The sequence below is a fragment of the Serratia sp. (in: enterobacteria) genome (assembly GCF_052400455.1).
GTDB lineage: Bacteria > Pseudomonadota > Gammaproteobacteria > Enterobacterales > Enterobacteriaceae > Serratia > Serratia ureilytica.
Map to the genome: position 1 here is coordinate 2,546,394 of NZ_CP185812.1, position 22,551 is coordinate 2,568,944.

General features: G+C 61.6%; 19 protein-coding genes. 8 read left to right on the plus strand and 11 right to left on the minus strand.

Features of this window, described 5'->3' with window-relative positions; translation table 11 throughout:
* Positions 1–6: 6 nt before the first annotated feature.
* The 3 genes from ACORQT_RS12350 to ACORQT_RS12360 all read right to left on the minus strand — a co-directional run bounded on the left by ACORQT_RS12350 (position 7) and on the right by ACORQT_RS12360 (position 3,507).
* Positions 7–777, minus strand: coding sequence for a DeoR/GlpR family DNA-binding transcription regulator (locus ACORQT_RS12350; protein ID WP_033643131.1), 771 nt, complete (start codon positions 775–777; stop codon positions 7–9).
* A 113-nt stretch (positions 778–890) separates the two neighbouring features.
* Positions 891–2,114: an FAD-dependent oxidoreductase gene (locus tag ACORQT_RS12355; RefSeq protein WP_033650360.1), complete on the minus strand. Its 1,224-nt coding sequence runs from the start codon at positions 2,112–2,114 to the stop codon at positions 891–893.
* On the minus strand, positions 2,104–3,507 hold the full coding sequence (locus ACORQT_RS12360; protein WP_089191777.1) for an NAD(P)/FAD-dependent oxidoreductase: 1,404 nt from the start codon (positions 3,505–3,507) through the stop codon (positions 2,104–2,106). The genes ACORQT_RS12355 and ACORQT_RS12360 overlap by 11 nt, the downstream gene beginning before the upstream one ends.
* A gap of 264 nt (positions 3,508–3,771) precedes the next feature.
* On the opposite strand from ACORQT_RS12360, the gene ACORQT_RS12365 reads away from it, so the two are divergent.
* From ACORQT_RS12365 to ACORQT_RS12375, 3 genes are all read left to right on the plus strand, one after another.
* Entirely contained in the window at positions 3,772–5,232 is a 1,461-nt protein-coding gene (locus ACORQT_RS12365) for an FGGY-family carbohydrate kinase (RefSeq protein WP_089191778.1), read from the plus strand.
* A complete protein-coding gene (gene eutH / locus ACORQT_RS12370) occupies positions 5,225–6,457 on the plus strand; it encodes an ethanolamine utilization protein EutH (protein ID WP_033643135.1) in 1,233 nt (410 codons plus the stop codon). The genes ACORQT_RS12365 and eutH overlap by 8 nt, the downstream gene beginning before the upstream one ends.
* A gap of 99 nt (positions 6,458–6,556) precedes the next feature.
* On the plus strand, positions 6,557–6,913 hold the full coding sequence (locus tag ACORQT_RS12375; RefSeq protein WP_342207597.1) for a DUF1937 family protein: 357 nt from the start codon (positions 6,557–6,559) through the stop codon (positions 6,911–6,913).
* Between the two features lie 38 nt (positions 6,914–6,951).
* Here the strand turns inward: ACORQT_RS12375 and ACORQT_RS12380 are convergent, their stop codons facing one another.
* Complete coding sequence (locus ACORQT_RS12380; protein WP_033650356.1) at positions 6,952–8,877, minus strand: DUF3857 domain-containing protein; 1,926 nt, start codon at positions 8,875–8,877, stop codon at positions 6,952–6,954.
* Between the two features lie 122 nt (positions 8,878–8,999).
* The gene (locus tag ACORQT_RS12385) at positions 9,000–9,569 is read right to left on the minus strand and encodes a helix-turn-helix domain-containing protein (RefSeq protein ID WP_072627621.1); all 570 of its coding nucleotides are present in this window, start codon (positions 9,567–9,569) and stop codon (positions 9,000–9,002) included.
* A gap of 129 nt (positions 9,570–9,698) precedes the next feature.
* Between ACORQT_RS12385 and ACORQT_RS12390 the strand changes: the two genes are divergently transcribed.
* Complete coding sequence (locus ACORQT_RS12390; protein WP_089191783.1) at positions 9,699–10,595, plus strand: DMT family transporter; 897 nt, start codon at positions 9,699–9,701, stop codon at positions 10,593–10,595.
* Between the two features lie 209 nt (positions 10,596–10,804).
* Here ACORQT_RS12390 and ACORQT_RS12395 read toward each other — a convergent pair whose 3' ends face one another.
* The 5 genes from ACORQT_RS12395 to tetR all read right to left on the minus strand — a co-directional run bounded on the left by ACORQT_RS12395 (position 10,805) and on the right by tetR (position 16,352).
* Positions 10,805–11,410, minus strand: a complete 606-nt coding sequence (locus tag ACORQT_RS12395) for a nitroreductase family protein (protein WP_033643140.1) — start codon at positions 11,408–11,410, stop codon at positions 10,805–10,807.
* A 69-nt stretch (positions 11,411–11,479) separates the two neighbouring features.
* Positions 11,480–12,778, minus strand: coding sequence for a c-type cytochrome (locus tag ACORQT_RS12400; RefSeq protein ID WP_444859165.1), 1,299 nt, complete (start codon positions 12,776–12,778; stop codon positions 11,480–11,482).
* Between the two features lie 28 nt (positions 12,779–12,806).
* On the minus strand, positions 12,807–15,065 hold the full coding sequence (locus tag ACORQT_RS12405; protein ID WP_444859166.1) for a molybdopterin cofactor-binding domain-containing protein: 2,259 nt from the start codon (positions 15,063–15,065) through the stop codon (positions 12,807–12,809).
* Positions 15,062–15,535: a (2Fe-2S)-binding protein gene (locus ACORQT_RS12410; protein ID WP_444859167.1), complete on the minus strand. Its 474-nt coding sequence runs from the start codon at positions 15,533–15,535 to the stop codon at positions 15,062–15,064. Before ACORQT_RS12410 ends, ACORQT_RS12405 begins: the two co-directional genes overlap by 4 nt.
* 175 nt (positions 15,536–15,710) lie before the next feature.
* Positions 15,711–16,352, minus strand: a complete 642-nt coding sequence (gene tetR / locus ACORQT_RS12415) for a tetracycline resistance transcriptional repressor TetR (protein ID WP_444859168.1) — start codon at positions 16,350–16,352, stop codon at positions 15,711–15,713.
* A 64-nt stretch (positions 16,353–16,416) separates the two neighbouring features.
* Between tetR and tet(41) the strand changes: the two genes are divergently transcribed.
* The 4 genes from tet(41) (at position 16,417) to ACORQT_RS12435 (ending at position 21,307) form a co-directional block, all read left to right on the plus strand.
* Positions 16,417–17,595: a tetracycline efflux MFS transporter Tet(41) gene (gene tet(41) / locus ACORQT_RS12420; protein WP_071883552.1), complete on the plus strand. Its 1,179-nt coding sequence runs from the start codon at positions 16,417–16,419 to the stop codon at positions 17,593–17,595.
* Between the two features lie 198 nt (positions 17,596–17,793).
* Entirely contained in the window at positions 17,794–18,750 is a 957-nt protein-coding gene (locus ACORQT_RS12425) for a sulfonate ABC transporter substrate-binding protein (RefSeq protein WP_033643146.1), read from the plus strand.
* Positions 18,751–19,007: 257 nt separating this feature from the next.
* Positions 19,008–19,742, plus strand: coding sequence for a MurR/RpiR family transcriptional regulator (locus ACORQT_RS12430; RefSeq protein ID WP_033643147.1), 735 nt, complete (start codon positions 19,008–19,010; stop codon positions 19,740–19,742).
* Positions 19,743–19,870: 128 nt separating this feature from the next.
* On the plus strand, positions 19,871–21,307 hold the full coding sequence (locus ACORQT_RS12435) for a 6-phospho-beta-glucosidase (protein ID WP_122003845.1): 1,437 nt from the start codon (positions 19,871–19,873) through the stop codon (positions 21,305–21,307).
* 64 nt (positions 21,308–21,371) lie between these two features.
* Here the strand turns inward: ACORQT_RS12435 and ACORQT_RS12440 are convergent, their stop codons facing one another.
* Positions 21,372–22,550, minus strand: coding sequence for a 4-hydroxybenzoate 3-monooxygenase (locus ACORQT_RS12440; RefSeq protein WP_016927657.1), 1,179 nt, complete (start codon positions 22,548–22,550; stop codon positions 21,372–21,374).
* Position 22,551: the final 1 nt, after the last annotated feature.

Genomic DNA, 22,551 nt, shown 5'->3' on the forward strand with positions numbered 1-22,551 from the left:
CCCCCTTTAGACCTGCGCCACCAACACATTGACGTTGGCGGGGAAAACCAAGCCCTCTAATGCGTTACCGCTGTCGGAGGTCACCAGATAATCGACCTCGGGCCATTTGGCCACCAGCGTCATCGCATGTCCGCGCAGCTTATTTTCGTCGGCCAGCACGATGCACTTGCGGCTCTGGGCAATCATTTTGCGCGCGATGGCCGCTTCATTGACGTTCTGATCCATCACGCCGGTCTGCAGATTGACCGCGCCGGCGCCGATGATGGCGTAGTCGGCGAAAAACGCCTCGATATTATTCAATGCGATCGCGCCCAGGCACGCCATTTTGGAGTCGATGAACTGCCCGCCGATCAGCACCACGTCAATGGAGTCATTTTCCAGACAGACGTTGGCGATAAGCGGCGAGTTGGTGATGACCGTCAGTTGATCGATCGTCGCCAACTGCCGGGCAAACTCCAGCGTGGTGGAGCCGAAATCCACGAACACCGTATCGCCCGGTTGGAGCAGCGTCGCCGCTTTCTCCGCGATGGCGCGCTTCTCGGCCTCGGCGATTTTGGCCCGCTCGTTGAATTCATGCTCGAATTTAAACTGGCTGCTCACTGCGCCGCCGTGGATCTTCTTGATCAGCCGATAGTCTTCCAGCTTGTTCAGGTCGCGCCGAATGGTTTCCTGCGAAACCTGGAATTTATCCGCCAGCTCATTCACGTAAACCCGGCCGTTGGCCTGGATCAGCGCCAGTATTTCATTGCGCCTTTCCACGGAATTAGAGATATCCATTCACATTACACTCGCTGCCTTTAGTAAGAGTGACTGCCTCCGCCGAGACTTGCGGCGTTAACTGACGGAATACTACGGGTTTCAGGGCGTTAGACGCAAGCCGTTGCCGTCGTTCATCCTGCGGATTCGATGCTGATGTGCAGCGCATCACGCTCAGCCTCGGCCGGCAAGACGATATTGCGCAGCAGGATCCGCCGTTCAGGCAGGCAACGATGCGTTTTGCGGTACAGCACTTTCTCTCCCAGCCGTACCACCACCGAACCGGACACCGCCTGTTCCACGCGCATATTGATCGTGACCGTGGCGGGATTGCCGATCAGCGCCACACGGGCGGGCGCAGTCAGGCGTATCCGTTCGTCGTGCCGCACCGGCAGGATTTGCCGCGCCGGCGGCAGCGTGCGCTGCAGCGAATGGGCAACGGCCTCGCCGACGCGCAGCCCTTCCTGATAACACTGGTCGCCCATGTCCGCCGGGTGCAACATGTTGCCGACGGCGAAATAGGCGGCATCGGAACAGCGGCCGAACTGATCGGTCAACGGACAGCCGCTGTCCGGCCGCTGCGCCAGGTGGCTCTGGCGGATCAGCGTATACTCCCCGGTGAAGCGGCCGGTGAAGATCAGGCTGTCGCAGGCGATGCGCCGTTTCTCCCCCTGGCGATTTTCCACTTCTATGGATTCAACCCGATCGCGGCCGGCAATATCGGTTACGCGCGAATAGTAGTGGATCGGCACTCCCATCAGACGCGCATAGAGCGCGCTCAGACGCCAGGCGACGGGTCTGCCGCCGCTTTCAATCATGGCGACGGCGCGCACGCCGGCGTTACGCAGCGTCCACAGCGCGGAGAAACTGACCAGCTCGGTGCCGATCACCACCGGCGCCTTACCCGGCTGCAGCCCGCGCAGATAGACGAACTGCTGCAGCGCACCGGCGGTGAGTACGCCCTGCGGCCGCAGCCCGCTCACCAGACGCGGATGGCGCGGCGTCTCGCGCACGCCGGTCGCCAGGATCACCCGCTGCGCTTTCAACGTGCTGACGCCGCGGCAGTCCGTGATGGTCAGCTCGCCGTCCGGCTTGATGGCGAGCACCGTCACGCCGGTACGGATCTCCACCTGCCCGGCGCGCGCCAGTATTTTATCGACATAGGTGGATCCCAGCATAGGCCTATAAAACGTTTGCAGCCCAAAGGTGGGGTGCCGACAGTGTCTCGGCACGCCGCCCGCCTGCCGTTCCCGTTCCAGGATCACCACATCCTCGATCCCCGCTTGCCGCAGCGCGGTCGCCGCCGCGATCCCCGCCGGCCCGGCGCCGACAATCGCCACCTGATACTCAGTTTTCATCAATGCTCCCTACGGCCAGCGTTTGGCCAAAACGATCGCCTACCATTTCCGCCACCCGGCTGCTGCAATAAAAGCCGTTGCAGCGCCCCATCATCACGCGCGTGCGGCGCCGCAGCCCGCCGATGCACTCCGGCGGCACGGCGGAATCGAACGCCGCCTCGATCTCCCGCTGGGTCACCAGCTCGCAGTGGCAAACGATGCCGCCGTTGTCCGGGCGCGCGTAATCGCGCAGCGCGTAGTCGGCAAGCATCGGCATTTGCGGCCAATACACGGTCTCCGGCGTTTTTGGCGTGAAGCACGGCGTAAAGTGGTCGCGATAGAGCTGTTCCACATATTGCGCGATGCCCAGCGCCGCCGTCAGGCCGGTGGAGCGAATGCCCGCCACGCAGATCCACTGCCGATCGGGATAGTGCTGAATGCGGTAGTGTTTCTGCTCGGTGGCCGGACGCAAGCCGGCATAGCTGGCGGTCACGCTGTAATTCGCCAGCGAGGGCAGCAGCCGGGTGCCCTGTTCGATCAGCTCGCGCATTTTGGTTTCGTCCACCGTCGCCGTCTCGCGATCCTGCTGTTCTTCGGCGGTCGGCCCGAGCAGCAAATTGCCGAAGATGGTTTTCGACAGCAGCACCCCTTTGGTGATCGTCGTCGGCACCGGCAAGATAATGGCGTTGACCTGCCCGGCGGCGGCCTTGTCGAACACCAGGAACTGCCCTTTGCGCGGGCGAATTTCAAACTCGGGCTGATGGCAGAAACTTTCTACCCGGTCGCCCTGATTGCCGGCGCAGTTGATGACGATTTTGCCGTGAAACTCGCCCCGGTTGCTGGTTAGCCGCCAGCCGGTCGGCAAGCGTTCGGCGCCGGTCACCTCGGTATTGAAGCGATAGTCGCCGCCGTGTTTAACGCCCTGCGTCAGGTAAGCCAGCGGCGTGCTCCAGGGATCGATCACGCTCTCGCCCGGCACCTCTACCGCCGCCAACGCGCCGGGCGCCAGCTGCGGCTCACGGCGATACAGCTCGGCGGCGTCGATCTGCGCCACGTCCAGCACGCCGTTGTCGTGCGCCTGTTGCACAATCGCGGGCAGCGCCGCCAACTGCTGCTCGTCCCAGGCCACGACCAGCGCGCCGGTGGGCAACAGCGGCAGATTCATTCGTTCACGGATGGCGATAAATTCCCGGTAGCCGGCCTGCATGCAATGCAGTTCCAGGCTATCGCTCGGCGCATCGAAGCCGGTATGCAACAACGCGCTGTTGGCTTTGCTGGCGCCGGACAGGATATCGCCCCCTTTTTCCAACAGCAGCGTACGGGCGCCCATCAGGCAGAATTTGCGGAATACCGCACACCCGACCACACCGCCGCCAATCACGACAATGTCCCAACCCGTTTGTTCTTCCATCATGCTGATGTCCCGTTTTGATGTGATAACCACAATAAAACCACACAATAACCGCATTTGAAATGGTAAAAACAACATAACTCCCAAAAAAAAGCCGCAAAAGGCGGTGATAAGCAAAAAGTATGAGGTCGATCACGCGGGGTTATTTTATCTTGTGATTTATGTTGCTTTTATGTGTTTAATTGAAGATAGATTATTAAAACAGTCACACAACCAACACCAGGCACAATAAAAAAACAAAACCTATACCTATAAGAGAGCGAAGCAATGATGAATCAACGTTATGCCGCGATTGATCAGGGGACCACCGGCACCCGGGTCGTGGTGTTCGGCGAAGACGGCAGGCACCATTCACCGGCCAGCATGTCGCACAAGCAGATCACCCCCAATCCGGGTTGGGTAGAACACGACGCCCTGGAGATTCTGGCGAATATCCGTCGCTGTCTCAGCCAGTGCGACATGGTGGACGCCATCGGTTTAGGGCATCAGGGCGAAAGCCTGCTGGCCTGGGACGCCGACAGCGGCCTGCCGCTGTACAACGCTATCGTTTGGCAAGATCAGCGCACCGAGCCGGAGATCCAGCGGCTGAAACGCGAAGGCGTTGAACCGCTGGTGACGGCGAAAACCGGTCTGCCGCTCGATACCTACTTCTCAGCCAGCAAAATGGGCTGGCTGATGAACAACGCCCCGGGCGCCAGGCAATTGGCGCAACGCGGCCGCCTGCGGCTCGGCACCATGGACGCCTTTTTCCTGTTCCACCTGTGCGGCCGGCATCTCACCGACTATAACTCGGCCTCGCGCACCTCGTTGTTCAACATTCATACCCTGCAGTGGGATGAGGAGCTGTGCCGTTTGTTCGGCGTGCCGATCGACAGCCTGCCCGAGGTCAGAGACAACATCGGCCACTTCGGCGACGTCGCGCTCAACGGCAAACCGGTGCCGCTGTCGGCCTGCATCGTCGACCAGTTTGCCGGCACATACGGCCACGGCTGTCATCAACCGGGGCAGATGAAGATCACCTTCGGTACCGGCGCCTTTTTACAGGCGATCACCGGGCCGCGCCCGATCGATGCCGGCGAGTCCGGCCTGTTGCCCACGCTGTGCTGGAAGCTGCCCGACAGCGAGCCGGTGTATGGCCTGGACGGCGGCGTTTATAACGCCGCCTCCGCCATTAACTGGGCGAGAAAGATCGGCCTGTTCAACGATTTCGATGAATTCGGCGACTTCCCCTCTCAGCCGGCCATCGCGCGCGGCCTGGCCTTTGTGCCCGCGCTCTCCGGACTGGCTTGCCCGTACTGGGACCGCTCCGCCGCCGGGATGTGGGCCGGGCTGTCGCTGGAGACCGAGCGCAAGGATCTGCTGCAGTCGATCCTCGAAGGCATCGCCATGCGTTCCGCCGAGGTGATCAACGCCATGGATAAACTGAAACCGATCGGCGACAGCATTTCGGTGGACGGCGGCCTGTCCGCCAACCGCTATTTCACGCAGTTTCTCGCCAACCTGATCCAAAAGCGCATCGTCTCTCCCGCCAATAAGGAGATCACCGCCCAAGGCGTTGCGCTGTTGGCGCGTAAAGGACTGGGGGTGGAACATCCGCTCAAGGTGCTCAACCGCTATGAAGTGACGGAACCCGCCGTGGTCGATATGGCTGGCTGGTTTGCCCGCTATCAGGAAATCATCGCGCGCTCGCGCGGCTTACGTTCATCGCAGGAGGAACACCATGGCTGAGTTCGGTAATTTCATCATCTATATCATCATGGCCGGCACTCTGATCGGTGCGCTGGCGTCGATCGTCAAACCGGAAGGCGAGCTGGGACGCGAATTCGTCAACGGCATTCACGCCATCGGCCCGGTGTTTCTCGCCCAGGCTGGCATCATGGCCGCAATCCCGATCATCTCTTACCTGATCATGTATAGCATCGGCCCCTTCTTCTCGGCGCTCGGCTCCGACGCCTCGATCGCGGCGCTGGCGGTGATCGCTGTTGACATGGGCGGCTATCAGCTGGCCGACGCCATTGCCGCCAACCGCGACATGTGGATCGTCGCCATGTTGGTGGGTTACACCTCGGGTGCCAGCATCGTGTACCTGATCCCGGTCGGGCTTATCATGCTGAACCGCGACGACCATAAATATCTGGCGCTGGGTGCCATGGCAGGCCTGATCAGCATTCCGTTCGCGGTGCTGATCGCCCTGGTGACCATCACCTTCAATAACCTGCCGGTCAGGGAGATTATCTCCACCACGTCACCTGCCGCGCACTATCTGCAGCTGGACTTGCTGCAGGCGCTGCGGCTGCTGTCCCCGCTGTTCGCCCTGTGCTTCCTGTTGGCACTGGGGCTGAAGCTGAGGCCGGCGGCGATGGTGAAAGGATTCCTGATCTTCGGCAAGGCGGCGGATGCCTTTATCAAGCTGGTGTTGGCGCTGTGCATCATCGAGCATTTTACCGGCGTATTTAAAAAGGTGTTCGGCGGCTGGGTATTCGATCCGTTATTTGCCGACAAAGACGAATTATTCCGCGCTATCGAGATCGCCGGTTATATCGGCATTATGTTGGCGGGCACATTCCCCATTTGTTATTTATTCCAGCGCTATTGCCGCAAGCCGATGCATTTCATCGGTAAAAAGCTCGGTTTATCGGATACCGGCGCGCTGGGCTTTATTATGGTATTGGCCAATATCATCGCCGTTTATCACCTGTTCAAAGGCATGCGCGCCCGCGATAAGGTGCTGTGCGTGGCCTTCGGCATCTGCGCACAGGCCACGTTGGGCGATCACCTGGCGTTTACCGCCAACTTCCAACCTTCGCTGGTGTTGCCGATCATGATGGGCAAATTCCTCGGTGGCATGATCGCCGTGCTGATCGCCATAAAAATTTCGGTGCCGGAGGCTGAATTGCTGGAAAAAGAACAGACGCAAAGGCAATCGACGGCCATCGCCGCCGCCGCTCGTTAAATTTATCCCTAAGCCATAAAAATAAACGGGGCGCCGCCTCACGGGGAAGCTGCGCCCTTTTTTCGTCCCTGACAACAATTATTGAGAGAACAAACGCTAATGAGAAAAATATTTTTAGCCTGCCCTTACAGCCACGCCGACGCCAACGTCGTGCAGCAACGCTTTATGGCGTGCAACGACGTCGCCGCCGCTATCGTGCGCGCCGGCAGCGCCGTTTTTAGCCAGGTCAGCATGTCGCATCCGATCAACCAGTGTTTGCAAGAGCTAGACAAAACCGCCATCGGCAAGCTGTGGGCGCCGATCGACGCGCTGTTCATGGCGGCGATGGATGAATTGATCGTGCTCGACTTGCCGGGTTGGCAAGAGAGCGGCGGCATCAAGCGCGAGATGGACGCTTTCGCGGCGCGCGGTTGCCGCGTCAGCCTGTGGTCCGAGGTCGCAGGCGAGTTCAACTGAGGCGTGCGCCCCGCCGCTTGGCGCGACGGGGCATCGGCTTATTTGCCGTTGGCCAATTCACCGTACACCACCTGGCCGCGGAAACCGCGCCGCACCTGCTGGAACAGCTCGCGGAACGCCGGGTAATCCTGCGCCTGGCACAGCGCTTCCTTGCCGCGAATGGCGTTCACCTGCAGGCGGTGATTGACGGTCACCTGCTGCCCGTCGCGCCGCCACTCGACGCGATAGTCGCCCGCCGCATTGCGGAATTGCCGATCTTTCGGAATGGCGATGATCGGCACGTTGGCCGGCAGCTGCAGACGGTAGGTTTCGTCGTAGCGCTGCGCGGTGCAGTAGAACGGCGTTTCGTTGCCCGGCGCCGCCGTGGTGGTATACAGCGTGCGGAACGATTTGCCGCCGGGCGGGTTGGGCAACGTCATGCCGCCCACCACGCCGAAATCGACGTAGTCGTCCGCCTTGAAGCGGAAGCGATAGCCGAACTGCTTTTTGAGATCCAGCGGATCGCTGTTCATCGCCACTTCGCCGTTGCCGTCGATGCCGGAAGCGGACATGATTGTCGCTTCGGCCTGCGCCCGATTCTGACGGTTGATCTGCGAGAAGTAGCCCCGCAGGTCAATTTCTTCCACTTCGCTCAGCCGGCGCTCGGTCTGTCCGCGCAGATTGCCCGCCTTGTCGAACACGAAATCGACGTTCAGCGCGCTCTTGACCGGCTGCTCATCGCTGCCCGGCGTGCGCGCCAGCCTGGCGTCACGCGTCAGCAGCACCGGCGCGCCCAAATCGCCCTCCGGCAGTTGCCCGAAACGCGCCCAGGGATTGGTGGAATCGAGGTACAGTTTGAATTCCGGCACGTAGGTGATGGCGTGATTGAAGCGGCCAAGCAGCGGCACTTTAGGCAGTATCGGGCCTTCATCCATGCCGATCAGCACCGGCGAGCTTTCAATGCCTTTGGCGGCGAGCAGCGCCTCCAGGATCACCACGTGATCCTTACAGTCGCCGTAATGGTTATCGAGAATGCTCTGCGCCGAATTCGGCTCCAGCCCGCCGTTGCCCAGGTACACCGCCACGTAGCGAATGTTTTGCGCCACCCAGCGATAGAGGGCCTCCGCCTGCTCGCGCCGATCGCTGATACCGGCGGTGATATTGTCCGCCAGCGCCTGAATGCCCGGCGTCACCTTCGCCGCCGCGCCGGCCTTCAGCTGGTAGGCCTTGGCCAACTGCGGCCACTCGCGGTAGGTACTGGCCATGATGGTCGGGCTGAAGGTCCAGCTGTCCGCCGCCCAGTTTTGCGCCTTCATCGGCGCGCTGCGCGAATAATGCCAGCGCCAGTGCGCCTGGCCGTTGCGGATTTGCGGTTGGTCCCCGCCCTCGACGCCGCGCGTGAAGATATGCATCGGCAGCTTGGCCGGCGCCTGCAGGGTCACTTCGGCGTCGTCGAACTGATCGAAAACGCTGAACGTCTCCCACAGGCCGAAATAGTCAGGGAAATACGGGGTGTTCTGCGTGCGGCGCAGTTCGTACACCACGCGCGAGCCCGGCGCCAGGTTGGAGAACACGATGACGCGCACCTTGCGATCGGCATACAGCGGCGCCGTGGCGCTGGAATAGCTTTCCTGGGTATAGATGCGATCGGGCGCCACATCGTGGCGCTGGCCGTCGGCGGTCAGCGTATAGGCGGCGACCACCTCCAGCGTTTCCATTTTCTCGCTGTAGCTCAGGCGGATCTGGCTGAATTTTTCGACCGCCGCCTTGGTTTTCAGCAGCACTTCGTAGCTTTCCGTCTTCACGTTGGTGGCGTTGGCGTTAACGCGGTAATCCGCGCGATAGCGCACGAAGCTGAAATCGTTGTTGGCCGTGTCGTTCTGGCCCTGATCCGCCGCGGCGGGCGGTGCAGCGGCCAACACGGTGGCCGGGTGCGTCGCCGTCAAACCGGCGAGTAACAGTATGGAAGGAATAGCGATTTTCATCTTCGGTCCTTGAAGGGCAACAAACGGCGACGCCGGGCTACGCGCCTGCCCCGGCGTCAAAACAGGCGGGCACACTAATATAATTGAGAATCATTTTCAATAAACGAACCGTCAACGCCGTGCTAGCCCTGCTCGATCAGCATCACAGCGGTGGTCTCCGGCTCCAGGGCCTCGAAAACGTGCTCGCGATCGGCGGAGTAACTGATGTAATCGCCGGCGCTCAGCTCCAGCGGCTGATCCGCCGGCCCGAGGCGCGCCCGTCCACTGCTGATGATCACATGCTCGACGGTGCCCGGCGGATGTGGCCGGGAAAGTTTGACTTCGCCGGGCTGCACCCGCAGCCGGTAAATGTCGCGCTGCGCGCCCGGTGGACAAGTGGCCAGCAACGTGGCGGCGTAGTTGCCCTGCTCTGACACCGCCGCGGTCCCCTCATGAGCGCGGATCACTTGCACCTGCCTGCTGGGTTGCGAAATCAGTCGACTGACCGGCACATCCAGCGCCATCGCCAACGCCCACAGCGTTTCCAGACTGGGATTACCGCTGCCGGCTTCGAGCTGCGACAACGTGGACTTGGCGATACCCGCGCGCTTCGCCAGTTCGGTGACGGACAGGTTCAATCGCTCCCGCTCACGGCGGATTGCCGCCGACAAGAGGCCGATCGGCGTGATGTTCTGCATTAGGCTCTCGCTCATCGTTCGTTATACCATTCATTTGTTCGACTTGACGAACATTGTCAACCGTGTTCATCATAATGTTCGATTGTTCATTTTAATGATTAAGCGACTTCACCACAAGTACGGTCAGGCCGCGAGGGAAACGACATGAAAACGAAAACGCGCGGCGCAGTGCAAATGATCCTCGCCATGACGATCTCCGGCACCGTCGGTTGGCCGGTGATCGTGTTAGGGCAGCCGCCCGCCACGGTGGTGTTTTGGCGCTGCGCGTTCGGCGCGCTGGCGATGCTGGCCACCTGCGCCGCGCTTGGGCAACTGAAATCAGGCGCCATCAACCGGCGGCAGCTGGCTTTCGCCGTCCTGGGGGGCCTCGCGCTGGTGCTCAACTGGACGCTATTGTTTGCCGCCTATGCGCATGCCTCGATCGCTGTCGCCACCGTGACCTACCATGTTCAACCGTTTATGTTGGTGGCGCTGGGAGCGCTGCTGTTCGGCGAAAAACTGACGGCTAATCGGCTGGGCTGGCTTCTGCTGGCGTTCGCCGGGATGGTGTTGATCGTCACCGGCCGGCAGAGCGGTGGCGGCGATGGCGACTATCTGCTGGGCGTGGCGCTGGCGCTCGGTGCGGCCCTGATGTACGCCCTGGCGGCAGCGATTGTCAAACAGCTGGCCGCGTTGCCGCCGCAGCTCATCGTGTTGATTCAACTGACCGTCGGCGCGCTGGCGATGGCGCCGTTCGCCGGTCTGGCCCGCCTTCCCGCAGAACCGTTCGACTGGCTGCTGCTGGCGACCCTCGGCTTGGTGCATACCGGGGTGATGTCCACGTTGCTCTATGGCGCTATCCAGAAAATCCCCACCGCTCTGGTTGGCGCGCTGTCGTTTATCTACCCGGCAGTGGCGATCGTGGTGGACTGGGCGGCGTTCGGGCACCGTCTCAGCCTGTTGCAGCTGCTGGGCACGCTGGCCATTCTCGGCGCGGCCGCGGGCATGAACTTCGGCTGGCGATGGGCGCCCGCCGCGCACCGGGCCGGTAAAATCGGTTAATCCCGTCCGACGGGCAAGCTATGCACAATAAGGCATTCGCCTTGTGTCCGGCGCGGTGCTATTTATTTAAACCGTGTAGGGTAGAAGGAGTGTTCTATGTGGCATCACCGCCTGCAACGGCGCATCCGTTTCAGTTACTGGAACGAACTGTGCGTCATAAAAAAATAAGGGAAGGCGCAAGCCTTCCCTTTTGTCATTCACCGTTCAGCTCAGAAGCGATCGGTTTTCACCACCTCGTCGAACGGCAGCTTGCCGATGCGCGGGTAAGGTTGCCCCGCCGCCTTGCCGATAGCGACCATCAGCGCGATCTGATAATGCGCCGGCTTATTGATAATCTCGCCCACCGCGTCGAAATCAAAACCGTCCATCGGGCAAGAGTCGTAGCCCTGCGCCTTGGCCGCCAGCATCAGCGTCTGGGCGAAGATGCCGCTGCTGCGCATCACTTCGTCGCGCTGCACCTGCGGTTTACCGCGATAATACTGATCGACGGCCGGGATCATGAACTGCTGCACCGGCTCCGCCGCGTCGGCCCAAACGGTTTTTACCTTCGATTCCCAACTCGACAGATCGCCGCACAGCACGACCAGCATCGACGCGTCGGTCACCTGCGCCTGCCCCCACGCCGCCTCGCGAATTTTCTCGCGCTGCGCGCGATCTTCGATCAGCAGCGGGCGCCAGTGCTGCAGGTTAAACGCGCTGGGAGCGCCCTGCAGCGCAATGTTCAACAGCGCTTTTTTCTCTTCGAGCGTCATCACGTGCTGCGTATCGAACTGCTTGGTGGCGCGGCGTTGGCGGATCGCGTCTAACGTATTCATTTTACTGCCTCTGTCCATGTGAAAAGGTCTATTGTCGTCAACGCGGCGCGGCTGTCCAGCCCCAGGCGGCTATTTCTGCGCGGTTTCGGCGCGCAAACGGCTGACCTGCGCCGCCAAGTCCGGCCACGGCGCCTGACCGGCGTAATGCTGCCGCAGGTAGTTGAGCAGAATGGCGATCTGCGCGTCATTCAGGTTATGGCGAAAGCCCGGCATATAGCCCAGCTCGGCGTTCGCCGGCCGCTGTATGCCGTCCAGCACCACGCGAATGGCGTTGTCCGGCGCGTCGGCGAACAGGTTGGTGTTCAGCGCCAGAGACGGCCGCACCCCCGCCATCTGCGCGCCTTTTTCCTGCGCATGGCAAGCCATGCAGGCGCCGGAAAACAGCCGCGCCCCTTCCGAACTCAGAGGCTCCACCTGGCGCTCCGCCTGAGCGTTTAACGTTGTCGCCGTAGCGCCCGCCGCCGTTTCAGGATGATAGCTGCGCAGATAGACGGCGATCGCCTGCAGATCGGCCTGCGGCAAGCGCGACAGCCCTTCTTCGATCACCGGCGCCATCGGGCCGGCGGCGACGCCGTGGTTGGCCGAGTAGCCGGTGCGCATGAAATCGACCAGATCCTGCTGCGTCCACGCGAGCGGCGCGGGCGAGCGGCCGGTCAACGCCGGCGCCGTCCATCCCTCCGCCACGCCGCCGGCCAGGTGCTCGCCGCCGGTTTTCTCGCCGAACAGCACGTTGCGCGGCGAATGGCAGGCGCTGCAGTGCCCCAGCCCTTCGACCAGGTACGCGCCGCGGTTCCAGTCGGCGCTTTGGGCCGCCTGTTCCGGCATCGCGCCCGGCGTCAGGAACAGCAGGTTCCAGGCAAAGATGCCCTGGCGAATGTTGAACGGAAAGTGCAGATCGGTGGCCGGCGGCCGGTACTTGACCGGCGGCTGCGACATCAGATAGGCATACAGCGCCTGCAGATCGTCGTCGCGAGTGCGGGTAAAGGCGGTATAGGGAAACGCCGGATAGAGATAGCGGCCCTGGCGATCGACGCCGTGGCGCATGGCGCGTTCGAACGCCGCGTAGCTCCAGCTGCCGATGCCGGTTTCCACGTCCGGCGTGATGTTGGTGGTGTAAATGGTGCCGAAGGGGATCTCCATCGCCAACCCGCCGGTGTTGCGCTCGCCGCCCGCACGGGTGTGGCACACAGCGCAGTCGCCGAGATCGGCCAACGTTTTGCCACGCGCGATCTGCGCCTCACTGAAACTGTGGGTCGCATCGGCGGCGAGCGGCGCAATCTCCGGCTGCCAACTGGCGACCACGCCGGCGACCACAACGGCGATCACCGTGACGCCGCCCCACCCGACGATTTTTTTCATCTTACTCATCTTTGCTGTCCTTGTTCGTAACGGGGGGTTAATGGCCGGCCTGAGCGCGCAGCGCGGCGAGCACCCGCGCCGGTGTGAACGGCACCTCGCGCAGGCGCACGCCGAGGGCGTCAAACAGCGCGTTGCCGATCGCCGCCGCACTCGGCACCGAGGCGGACTCTCCTGCGCCCATCGGCGCTTCGTCCGGGCGGTCGATCAGTTGGATATCGATCTGCGGCAATTCGTCAAAGCGCAGGATCGGATAGCCGCCCCAGTCTAATGACGTCACGCCCGACGCGTTGAAGGTCACAAACTCTTTCAGCACCCGGCTGGCGGATTGGATAATGTTGCCGTGCACCTGATGGCGCACCCCGGCCGGATTGATCATCCGGCCGCAATCATGCGCCACGAAGATTTTATTGAGCGTGATCTGCCCGGAAAGGCGATTGACGCTGAGATCGCACACCCAGGCCGCCCAGGCGGCGCCGAAGCCGGGGAATTTGCTGTGGAAATAGCGCGCATAGGCGAAGCCGCGGCCGCTCACCACTTCGGCCCCGGCGGCGCGCGAGCGGTGCGCCGGGCCGTCTTGCCAGTTAGCCTGGCGCTTCAGGGCCTCAATCAAGGCCACCGCGCGCGGATCGTTCAGGTAACGCAGGCGAAACGCGATCGGGTCCTCGCCGGCGCGCCAGGCCAGCTCGTCGATCCAGGATTCATGGGCGAACACGTTGGGCAGCGCCGAAACGCCGCGCATCCACGACGCCCGCACGATCGGCGCGGCGTCCTGACAGATCACCCGCATGTGCGGATACGCGTATTGCGGAATGGCGGTGCGATCGCCCATTTGTTGCACGTCGGCCCGGTTGGCCACCTTGCCGGTCAACACCAGCGGCAAGGTCACCGCATTGTTGGAGGGATAGCTGGTTTTCAACTCGTAAGCCGCCACCCGATTTTGCGCGTCGAGGCCGCCGCGCACCCGGATCAGTTGGCCGGTGCCCTTAGGCTCCCAGCCGGATTCCTGTTCACGCATCAGCTGCACCCGCACCGGGCGGCCGGTGGCCCGCGCCAACAGCGCCGCGTCCGCCGAGACGTCGTCGGCGCAGTTGCGGCCATAGCAGCCGGAGGCTTCCATGCGGGTGATGTGCACCTGCTCAGACGGCAACTCGAGCAGCCTGGCGATATCTTTGCGCAGATCGTGCGGGTTTTGCGTGCCGGACCACACCTGCGCCCGCCCGTCTTTGACCTCCGCTACCGCGCAGGAGGGGCCGATTGAGGCGTGCTGATGGTAAGGCCAGACATAGTCCGCCCGCACTTCGGTATGCAGCAATGCCAACGCCTCGTCCGTGCCCGCATCATCGCGCAGCACGCGGTCGGTTTTCGGGTTGGCTGCCAGCGCGGCGGGCAGCGCCTCCGGCGACAGGTCCGGCAGGCCGGCCCAGGGTTTCCATTCGGTTTTCAGCCGGCGCATGGCGGCGATCGCCTGCTCTTCGCGCTCGGCCACAATGCCGATGAAATCGTTGATCACCACCAGTTTCACGATGCCCGGCAGGTGCGCGATCGAACTTTCATCCACCGACAACAGGCCGCCGCCCAGCGGCGCGCTGCTGTCGGCGCCTGCGTAAGGCGGGCGCACCACCCGGCCATGCAGCATGCCGGGCAAGCGCAGGTCGTGCACGTAGGTTAGCCCCCCGCTGACCTTGGCCGGAATATCGACTCGGGCGACGGCGCGGCCGACATAGCGGCCCTGCTGCTCACCGTTCAGCGGCACGTTTTTATCCAGCGTCACATGCAGATTTTGCCCGCTCGCCAGCTGCGCATAGCTCAAGGAACGCCCCGGGTGCTTGGTCACAAACACCTGTCCCGCCGCCGCCGTCAGCTGGTCGGCCGGCAGTTCGAAGGCTTTGGCCGCCAGCGCCGTCAGCATATGTCGCACCTGCGCCGCCGCCTGCCGCAGCGGCACCGACGTGACCTGGATGGTGGCGCTGGCGATGGTCGGCCCCTGATCCGGCGTGCGTTGCGTATCGCCAAGGATCATCGTGACATGCTCAAACGGCACGCAAATTTCGTCGGCGACGATCTGCGCCAGCGCGGTGCGAATGCCGGTGCCGAGATCGACGTGGCCATTGAAGGCCGTCACCCGGCCGTCGGCGGTGAGGCTGATAAAGCTGTCTACCCTGTCCAGCGGCAGATCGGCAGGCGCTACAACCGCCTCGGCGGCGAAGGCGTTAAACGGCGCGGGCAGCAGACTGCTGACCATCACCACACCGCCGGCCTGCAACAACTGTCGGCGGGTCAGTTCGAGGCGGCTCATGCTTGCCTCCGCGCAGCCAGCAGATCGCGGGCGCGCTCGGCGGCGCGCAAGATCTCAAGGTGGGTGCCGCAGCGGCACAGGTTGTAGGCCAGCTCTTTCTTGATTGTCTGTTCATCTGCATCCGGCTCGCGTTCGAACAACGCGACCAGCGTCATGATCATGCCGTTGGCGCAGTAACCGCACTGCGCCGACTGCTCATCGATAAACCCCTGTTGAACCGGATGCAGCGCCTCCGGCGTGCCCAGGCCTTCCAGCGTGGTGACGGACTTGCTTCCTACGGCGGCCAGCGGCATTGAGCAAGAACGCGCGGCGACGCCGTCGATCAGCACCGTGCAGGCGCCGCACTCCCCCAGGCCGCAGCCATATTTGGGGCCATTCAAGTGCAGATCGTTGCGTAAAACGTACAGCAGCGGCGTGTCGGGCGCGAGATTGCCGAGTGGAACCACCCGGCCATTAACGTTGATTTCCATGGTGAAACTATCCCTTAAATAAACGGATTTAATCCGTAACATCACTGCGGTGAATAATTGTGCAGCGTGCTAATAATTATCATCAAAAGACTTGACGATGTTAAGGGAATGTAGCCGCCATGGCTTTAACGAAAAGTGGGTATTTTCTATAAATTTCCGATAGATAAGCGCGCTTTTATGATTGCCGCCCGTGATTATTGTCGATCGCCAGTCCGGCCACAGCGCCGTCGATCAACAGCCGCACCCCGGCTTCGAACAGCGCATCCGCGTCCTTCTCCTGCAATGTTTCCCAGCCCTGGCACAGCAGCGGATAACGGCGGCGGTCGGCGTCATTGAGCGGATCGTCAGGCTGCATTTGCTGTTCCTCCAGCACCCAGCCCACCACGAAACGCCCGACGGCGAACAGCAGGTTTACCGCGCGCTCCGGCGTCAACCCCGCCCGGCACAGCAGCGCCACCTTGGCCTCAATGACGGCGAATTGCGGCTCCTGCGGCCGGGTGCCGGCATGCAGACGCGCGCCGTCGCGGTAAGCCAGCAGCGCCCGACGGAAGTTGCCGGCATTGGTGACAACCCAATCCTGCCAGGGCATGTCGGCGGGCACCTCTTCACTGTGATCCAGCATGATGGTTTCCGCCATCGCCTTCAGCAGCTCGGCCTTGTTCTTGAAATGCCAATAGAGCGTGGGAGATTGCACGCCCAAATGTTGCGCCAGGCGGCGAGTGCTCAGGGCATCGATGCCGATGTCGTTCAGCAACGCCAGCGCCCCGCGCAGGACGGTTTCTCGCGTTAAACGTGTCGCAGTATTTTTTTCGCTCATCTCTCTATCACTGATAGGGTAACTGTGGAATACTCAATACTCTATCACTGTTAGAGTCACAATTTTGAAAAAACCCATGCTGGTTATTTTGTTGACGGTGTTGCTGGATGCGGTGGGCATCGGTCTGATCATGCCGATTCTGCCGGCGTTGTTACGTTCGCTGGGCGGTCTTGACGCCGGCAGCCTGCACTACGGCGCCCTGCTGGCGGCCTATGCGTTAATGCAATTTCTGTTCTCGCCGATCCTCGGCGCGCTGAGCGATCGTTTCGGCCGGCGGCCGGTGCTGCTCATCTCGCTCGCCGGCGCGGCGGCCGACTATCTGCTGATGGCGTTCGCGCCGACGCTGGCCTGGCTCTATCTGGGCCGGTTGCTGGCGGGCATCACCGGCGCCAACATGGCGGTCGCCACCGCTTACGTCACCGACATTACGCCGGCCGGTCAACGCGCGCGGCGTTTCGGCCTGGTGGGCGCGGTATTCGGCGTCGGTTTTATCGTCGGCCCGCTGCTCGGCGGTTCGCTGGGCGAGTGGCATCTGCATGCGCCCTTCCTGGCGGCGGCGGCGATGAACGCCGTCAACCTGGCGATGGCGTTTTTCCTGCTGCCGGAATCGCGTAAACCCCGCGCCCGCGCCGCCGAGAAAATCCGCCTCAATCCCTTTTCGTCATTGCGACGGCTGCACGGCAAGCCTGGCCTGCTGCCGCTGGCCGGCATTTACCTGATCATGGCGCTGGTTTCGCAGGCGCCAGCCACATTGTGGATTTTATACGGTCAGGATCGTTTCGGCTGGAGCATGATGGTGGCGGGCCTGTCGCTGGCCGGTTACGGCGCCTGCCACGCGCTGTCGCAGGCCTTCGCCATCGGCCCGCTGGTCGCGCGGCTCGGCGAACGCAAGGCGCTGCTGATCGGCCTGGCCGCCGACGCAATGGGCCTGGCGCTGCTGTCGATCGCCACGCGCGGCTGGGCACCTTTCGCCTTGCTGCCGTTCTTCGCGGCGGGCGGTATGGCGCTGCCCGCGCTGCAGGCGTTAATGGCGCAAAAGGTGGACGACGATCATCAGGGCGAGCTGCAAGGGACGCTGGCCAGCATGGGCAGCCTGATCGGCGTAGCGGGGCCGCTGGTGGCGACGGCGCTGTACGCCGCCACGCGCGATGTCTGGCCGGGCCTGGTCTGGGCTTTGGCCGCCGCCCTCTATCTGTTGGTTCCGCTGTTGCTGGCGCGTTCGCGCGAGCGTGACGCGGCATAACGTCGAGCTCACCCTCTCCCGCTTAAGCTGATTTATGGCTAAGCAAGGCATTATTCAGCATAAGCGGGCGCTTTACACGCCACTGCGCCGCTCATTATCATCGCCCTTATCCCGCCGCAGGAAAATTTAAATGCCGTTTCATGGCGTTACGCCCAGCGCGTCATCGCTACCGTTCACTTCGCCTATCGGAAAATCAGGATGAGAAAACTCACAACGCCGCTGATCGCCGCCCTGCTGCTCGGCCTGTTTAGCCTGCCGGCCGGCGCGCAGGAGAAACCGCAACAAATCACCATCGGTTACCAGAAAGCCAACATTTTTGCGCTGCTGAAATACCGCGGCACGCTGGAGAAAACCCTGGAGCCGCAGGGCGTCAAGGTTCGCTGGATAGAATTCCCCGCCGGCCCGCAGATGTTGGAAGGGTTGAACGTCGGCAGCATCGATCTGGCGGCGACCGGCGACGCCCCGCCGGCCTTCGCGCAAGCCGCCAAGGCCGATCTGGTTTATTTGGCGCATTCGCCGCCCAGCCCGAAAACCGAAGCCATCGTGGTGCCGCAGGATTCGGCGATCCGCTCCGTGGCCGATCTGAAAGGCAAACGCGTGGCGTTGAACAAAGGGTCGGACGTCAATTACCTGCTGGTGAGCGCGCTGGAACAGGCCGGCTTGAGCTACAAGGACATCACGCCGGTCTATCTGCCGCCGAGCGATGCCCGCGCCGCCTTCCAGCGCGGCAGCGTCGACGCCTGGGTGATTTGGGATCCCTACTACGCCGAGGTGGAAACCCATGCCAACGCCCGCCGGCTGAAAGACGCGGAAGGCCTGGTGCCGCACTACACCTTCTATCTCGCCAGCCGCCGCTTTGCCGAAACCTACCCGGACAGCGCCAAGCAGGTGATTCAACAGCTCGGCGCGCTGAGCGACTGGGCCAACGGCCATCCGCAGGAAGCGGCGGCGATCCTCGCTCAGAGCACCGGCCTGGATCAGGCCATTTGGGCCAGAGCCATCGCCCGCATGCCGTTCGGCAGCCAGCGCATGTCGCCGGAGGTGTTCAGACAGCAGCAGCAGTTGGCGGATAAATTCACCGCCATCGGACTGCTGCCGGGTAAGGTGGACGTCAACGCCGCCCGCTGGTCCGAAGATAAGCCCGAGGCGCCGTAGCCTTTGCCGCGCTTTGGCTTTAGAAAGCAGAAACCGGCATTTTGCCGCCGGAGTAAGCTGACCTATGCTAACCCTGTGTGATGAAACGCGTTTTCATGGCATGTCTTCCGGAACGTTTTGCTTTATTTGTTCGTCGTGAACCCTGGGCCGCCCCTGACTGGTGCGGCTTTTCTTTTTGTTCGGCAGTGCCAGCGGCGGGGAATTTTGCTATGTTAACCCGCAGATACGCTTCCCGTTTTCAGCCGCCGGATCGACTCATGTTTACCCACAAAGCAATCGCCGCGCTCAACGCCCTGGAGCTGATGGTTTATAACTACGTCAGCAAACACAAGAATCAAGTGATGTACATGACCATCCGCGAACTGGCCGAGGCCGCCGGCGTGTCCACCACCACCGTGCTGCGATTTTGCAAAAAAATGGGGTGTGACGGCTATTCGGAATTTCGCATCCGTTTCAAACTGTACCTGGAGCAAACCGATGCGCCGCCGGTCGATTCCGGCATCGGCGAAATTCTCAGTTTTTTTAAAAGCGTCAGCAACGATGAATTTAATCAGCTGCTCGATGAAGCGGTGCGGCATATCGCCGCCGCCGAGCGAATTATTTTCGTCGGCATCAGCACCTCCGGCGCCCTGGGGAAATATGGCGCGCGTTTCTTTTCCAACGTCGGAAAATTCAGCACTCATATCGACGATCCTTATTATCCCGTCAACAGCGATATGTATAAAAGCGCGGTGGCGATCATGTTGTCGGTTTCCGGCGAAACCGAAGAAATCCTGCGGCTGGCCAGCCAGTTCAGCCTGCACCACTGTAAAATCATCAGCATCACCAACAACGAAACCTCTTCGCTGGCGCGGCTGGCTGACTTCAATCTGTCTTATCACGTCCCGCAACACTTGATCGGCGATCATCATAATATTACTACGCAAATCCCCGTGCTTTATATTATTGAAACCATCGGCAAGCGCCTGGGAAGAATGAACGCGATAAAATAAAACAGGCTGTTTTTTTATTGTGACAAATCACGTTTTACGGCGATTTGTTATATCGTGACATTTCTTTCGGTCTTGTTACTCTATTGGCAACGCGAACGTTATTACCCTTCATTAAATAAGATGAGACATTGACGATGAAACAGTTGCCGAAAGATTTTCTGTGGGGAGGCGCGGTCGCCGCGCACCAGGTTGAAGGCGGTTGGGATCAAGGCGGCAAAGGGCCAAGCATCGCCGACGTGCTGTCCGGCGGTTCGCACGGCGTGGATCGCGTGATGACCGACGGCGTGCTCGACGGCTATCGCTATCCCAACCACGAAGCGGTGGACTTCTACGGCCGCTACAAGCAGGACGTGGCGCTGTTCGCCGAGATGGGCTTCAAGTGTTTTCGTACCTCGATCGCCTGGACGCGCATTTTCCCGAACGGCGACGAAGCAACGCCGAACGAAGCCGGCCTGCAGTTTTACGACGACCTGTTCGACGAATTGCTGAAATACGGCATCCAGCCGGTGATCACCCTGTCCCACTTCGAAATGCCTTACCATTTGGTAAAAGCCTACGGCGGCTGGAAAAATCGCCGGGTGGTGGAGTTCTTCGTGCGCTTTAGCGAAGTGGTGATGCACCGCTACCGCGAAAAAGTGAAGTACTGGATGACCTTCAACGAAATCAACAACCAGAGCAACTACCGCTACCCGCTGTTCGGCTACTGCTGTTCCGGCGTGGACTACACCCAGGAAGACAACCCCGAGCAGACGCTGTACCAGGTGTTGCACCACCAGTTCGTCGCCAGCGCGCAGGTGGTCAAACTCGGCCATCAGATCAACCCGGAATTCAAGATCGGCTGCATGCTGGCCTGCGTGCCGTTCTATCCTTATTCCTGCAAGCCGGACGACGTGATGTACGCCGTGGAAGCGATGCACCAGCGCTATCTGTATACCGACGTGCAGATGCGCGGCTACTACCCCAGCTACCTGCTGCGTGACTGGGAACGCAAAGGGCTGAAGATCGAGATGCAGCCGCAGGACGCGCAGATCCTGCGCGAGGGCTGCACCGATTACATCGGCTTCAGCTATTACATGAGCAATGCGCTGCAGGCCAACGCGGTGGACGGCAGCGACGGCATGTTCGGCTTCCCGGGCAACGTGCCGAACCCGCACGTCAAAGCCTCCGACTGGGGCTGGCAGATCGATCCGGTCGGGCTGCGCTATTCGCTGAACGTGCTGTATGAACGTTACCAGAAGCCGCTGTTTATCGTGGAAAACGGCTTCGGCGCCTTCGACAAGGTGGAAGCGAATGGCCAGATCAACGATGACTATCGCATCGACTATCTGCGCGCCCATATCGAAGAGATGAAAAAAGCGGTGATTGAAGACGGCGTAGACCTGATCGGCTATACGCCGTGGGGCTGCATCGACTGCGTGTCGTTCACTACCGGCGAGTACAGCAAGCGTTACGGCTTCATCTACGTCGATAAACACGACGACGGCACCGGCACGCTGGAACGGTCGCGCAAGAAAAGCTTCGACTGGTATCGTCGGGTGATCGCCAGCAACGGCGAACAGCTGTAACCGCCGCAGCTCAGGAGCGGTGACGCCCCTTCTCGCCCATGCCGAACGGCATGGGCGTTTTCGCTTATATCGCCGGGAATGGCGCCCCGACATAATTTTCCGCCAGCATCGTCATGGCGCTGCGCGATTTCACCGTGTACTGCAACTCTGAGAGTTGCAGCCGGTGTTCGAAAGGCGTGTCTTCCCGCCGGGTGTGCAGCATGTGGGTCATCCACCAGGAAAAATGCTCGGCGCGCCAGACCCGCTGCAAGGCGGTGTCGCTGTAATCGTCCAGCCGTTGCCAGTCGCCTCGCCGGTAAAACGTCTCCAGCGCCTGGGACAACAGGCAAACATCGGCCATGGCCAGATTCAACCCTTTGGCGCCGGTCGGCGGCACGATATGCGCCGCGTCGCCCGCCAACAACAGGCGCCGGTAGCGCATCGGTTCGGTAACGAAGCTGCGCATGCCCACCACGTTTTTCTGAAATATGCGGCCCTTTTTCAGCGTCCAGCCTTCATGGTTTTCCAGCCGCTGCTCCAACTCGCGCCAGATACGATCGTCCGACCATTGATCGACCTGTTCCGCAGGATCGCACTGAAAATACATGCGTTGCACACCGGGCGAACGGGTGCTGATCAACGCAAAACCGCGCGGATGGCAGGCGTAGATCAGCTCTTCGCTGGACGGCGGCGCTTCGACCAGAATGCCGAACCAGCCGAACGGATAGGTGCGGGTGTAATCCTGCCGCAGCCCGCCGGGCATCGCCGCGCGGCTGATGCCGTGGAATCCGTCGCATCCGATGACAAAGTCGCAGCGCAGCCGGCGCGGCTGGTCGCCATGACGGTAGTGAACCTCGGGCTGCGCGCTGTCCAGCGCCTTCAATTCAACCTGCTCCACCTCGAAAAACAGATGGCCCTGCGCCGCCAGACGCGCGGCGATCAGGTCTTTCAAGACTTCATGCTGGGCATAAACGGTGACGGCGCGCTCGGTCAATCCGGCCAGATCGATGCGGTGCTGCCGGCCGCCGAACGCCAAGCGGATCCCCTGATGCCGCGCCCCTTCCCGCCGCATCCGCTCCCCCAATCCGGTCTGCTCGAGCAGATCGACGGTCCCCTGTTCGAGCACCCCGGCGCGAATGGTCGATTCCACCGCCTCCCGGCTGCGCGTTTCCAACACCACCGATTCCACACCTTGCAGGTGCAGCAGATGGGACAACATCAAACCGGCCGGACCGGCGCCGATGATCACAACCTGTGTGCGCATA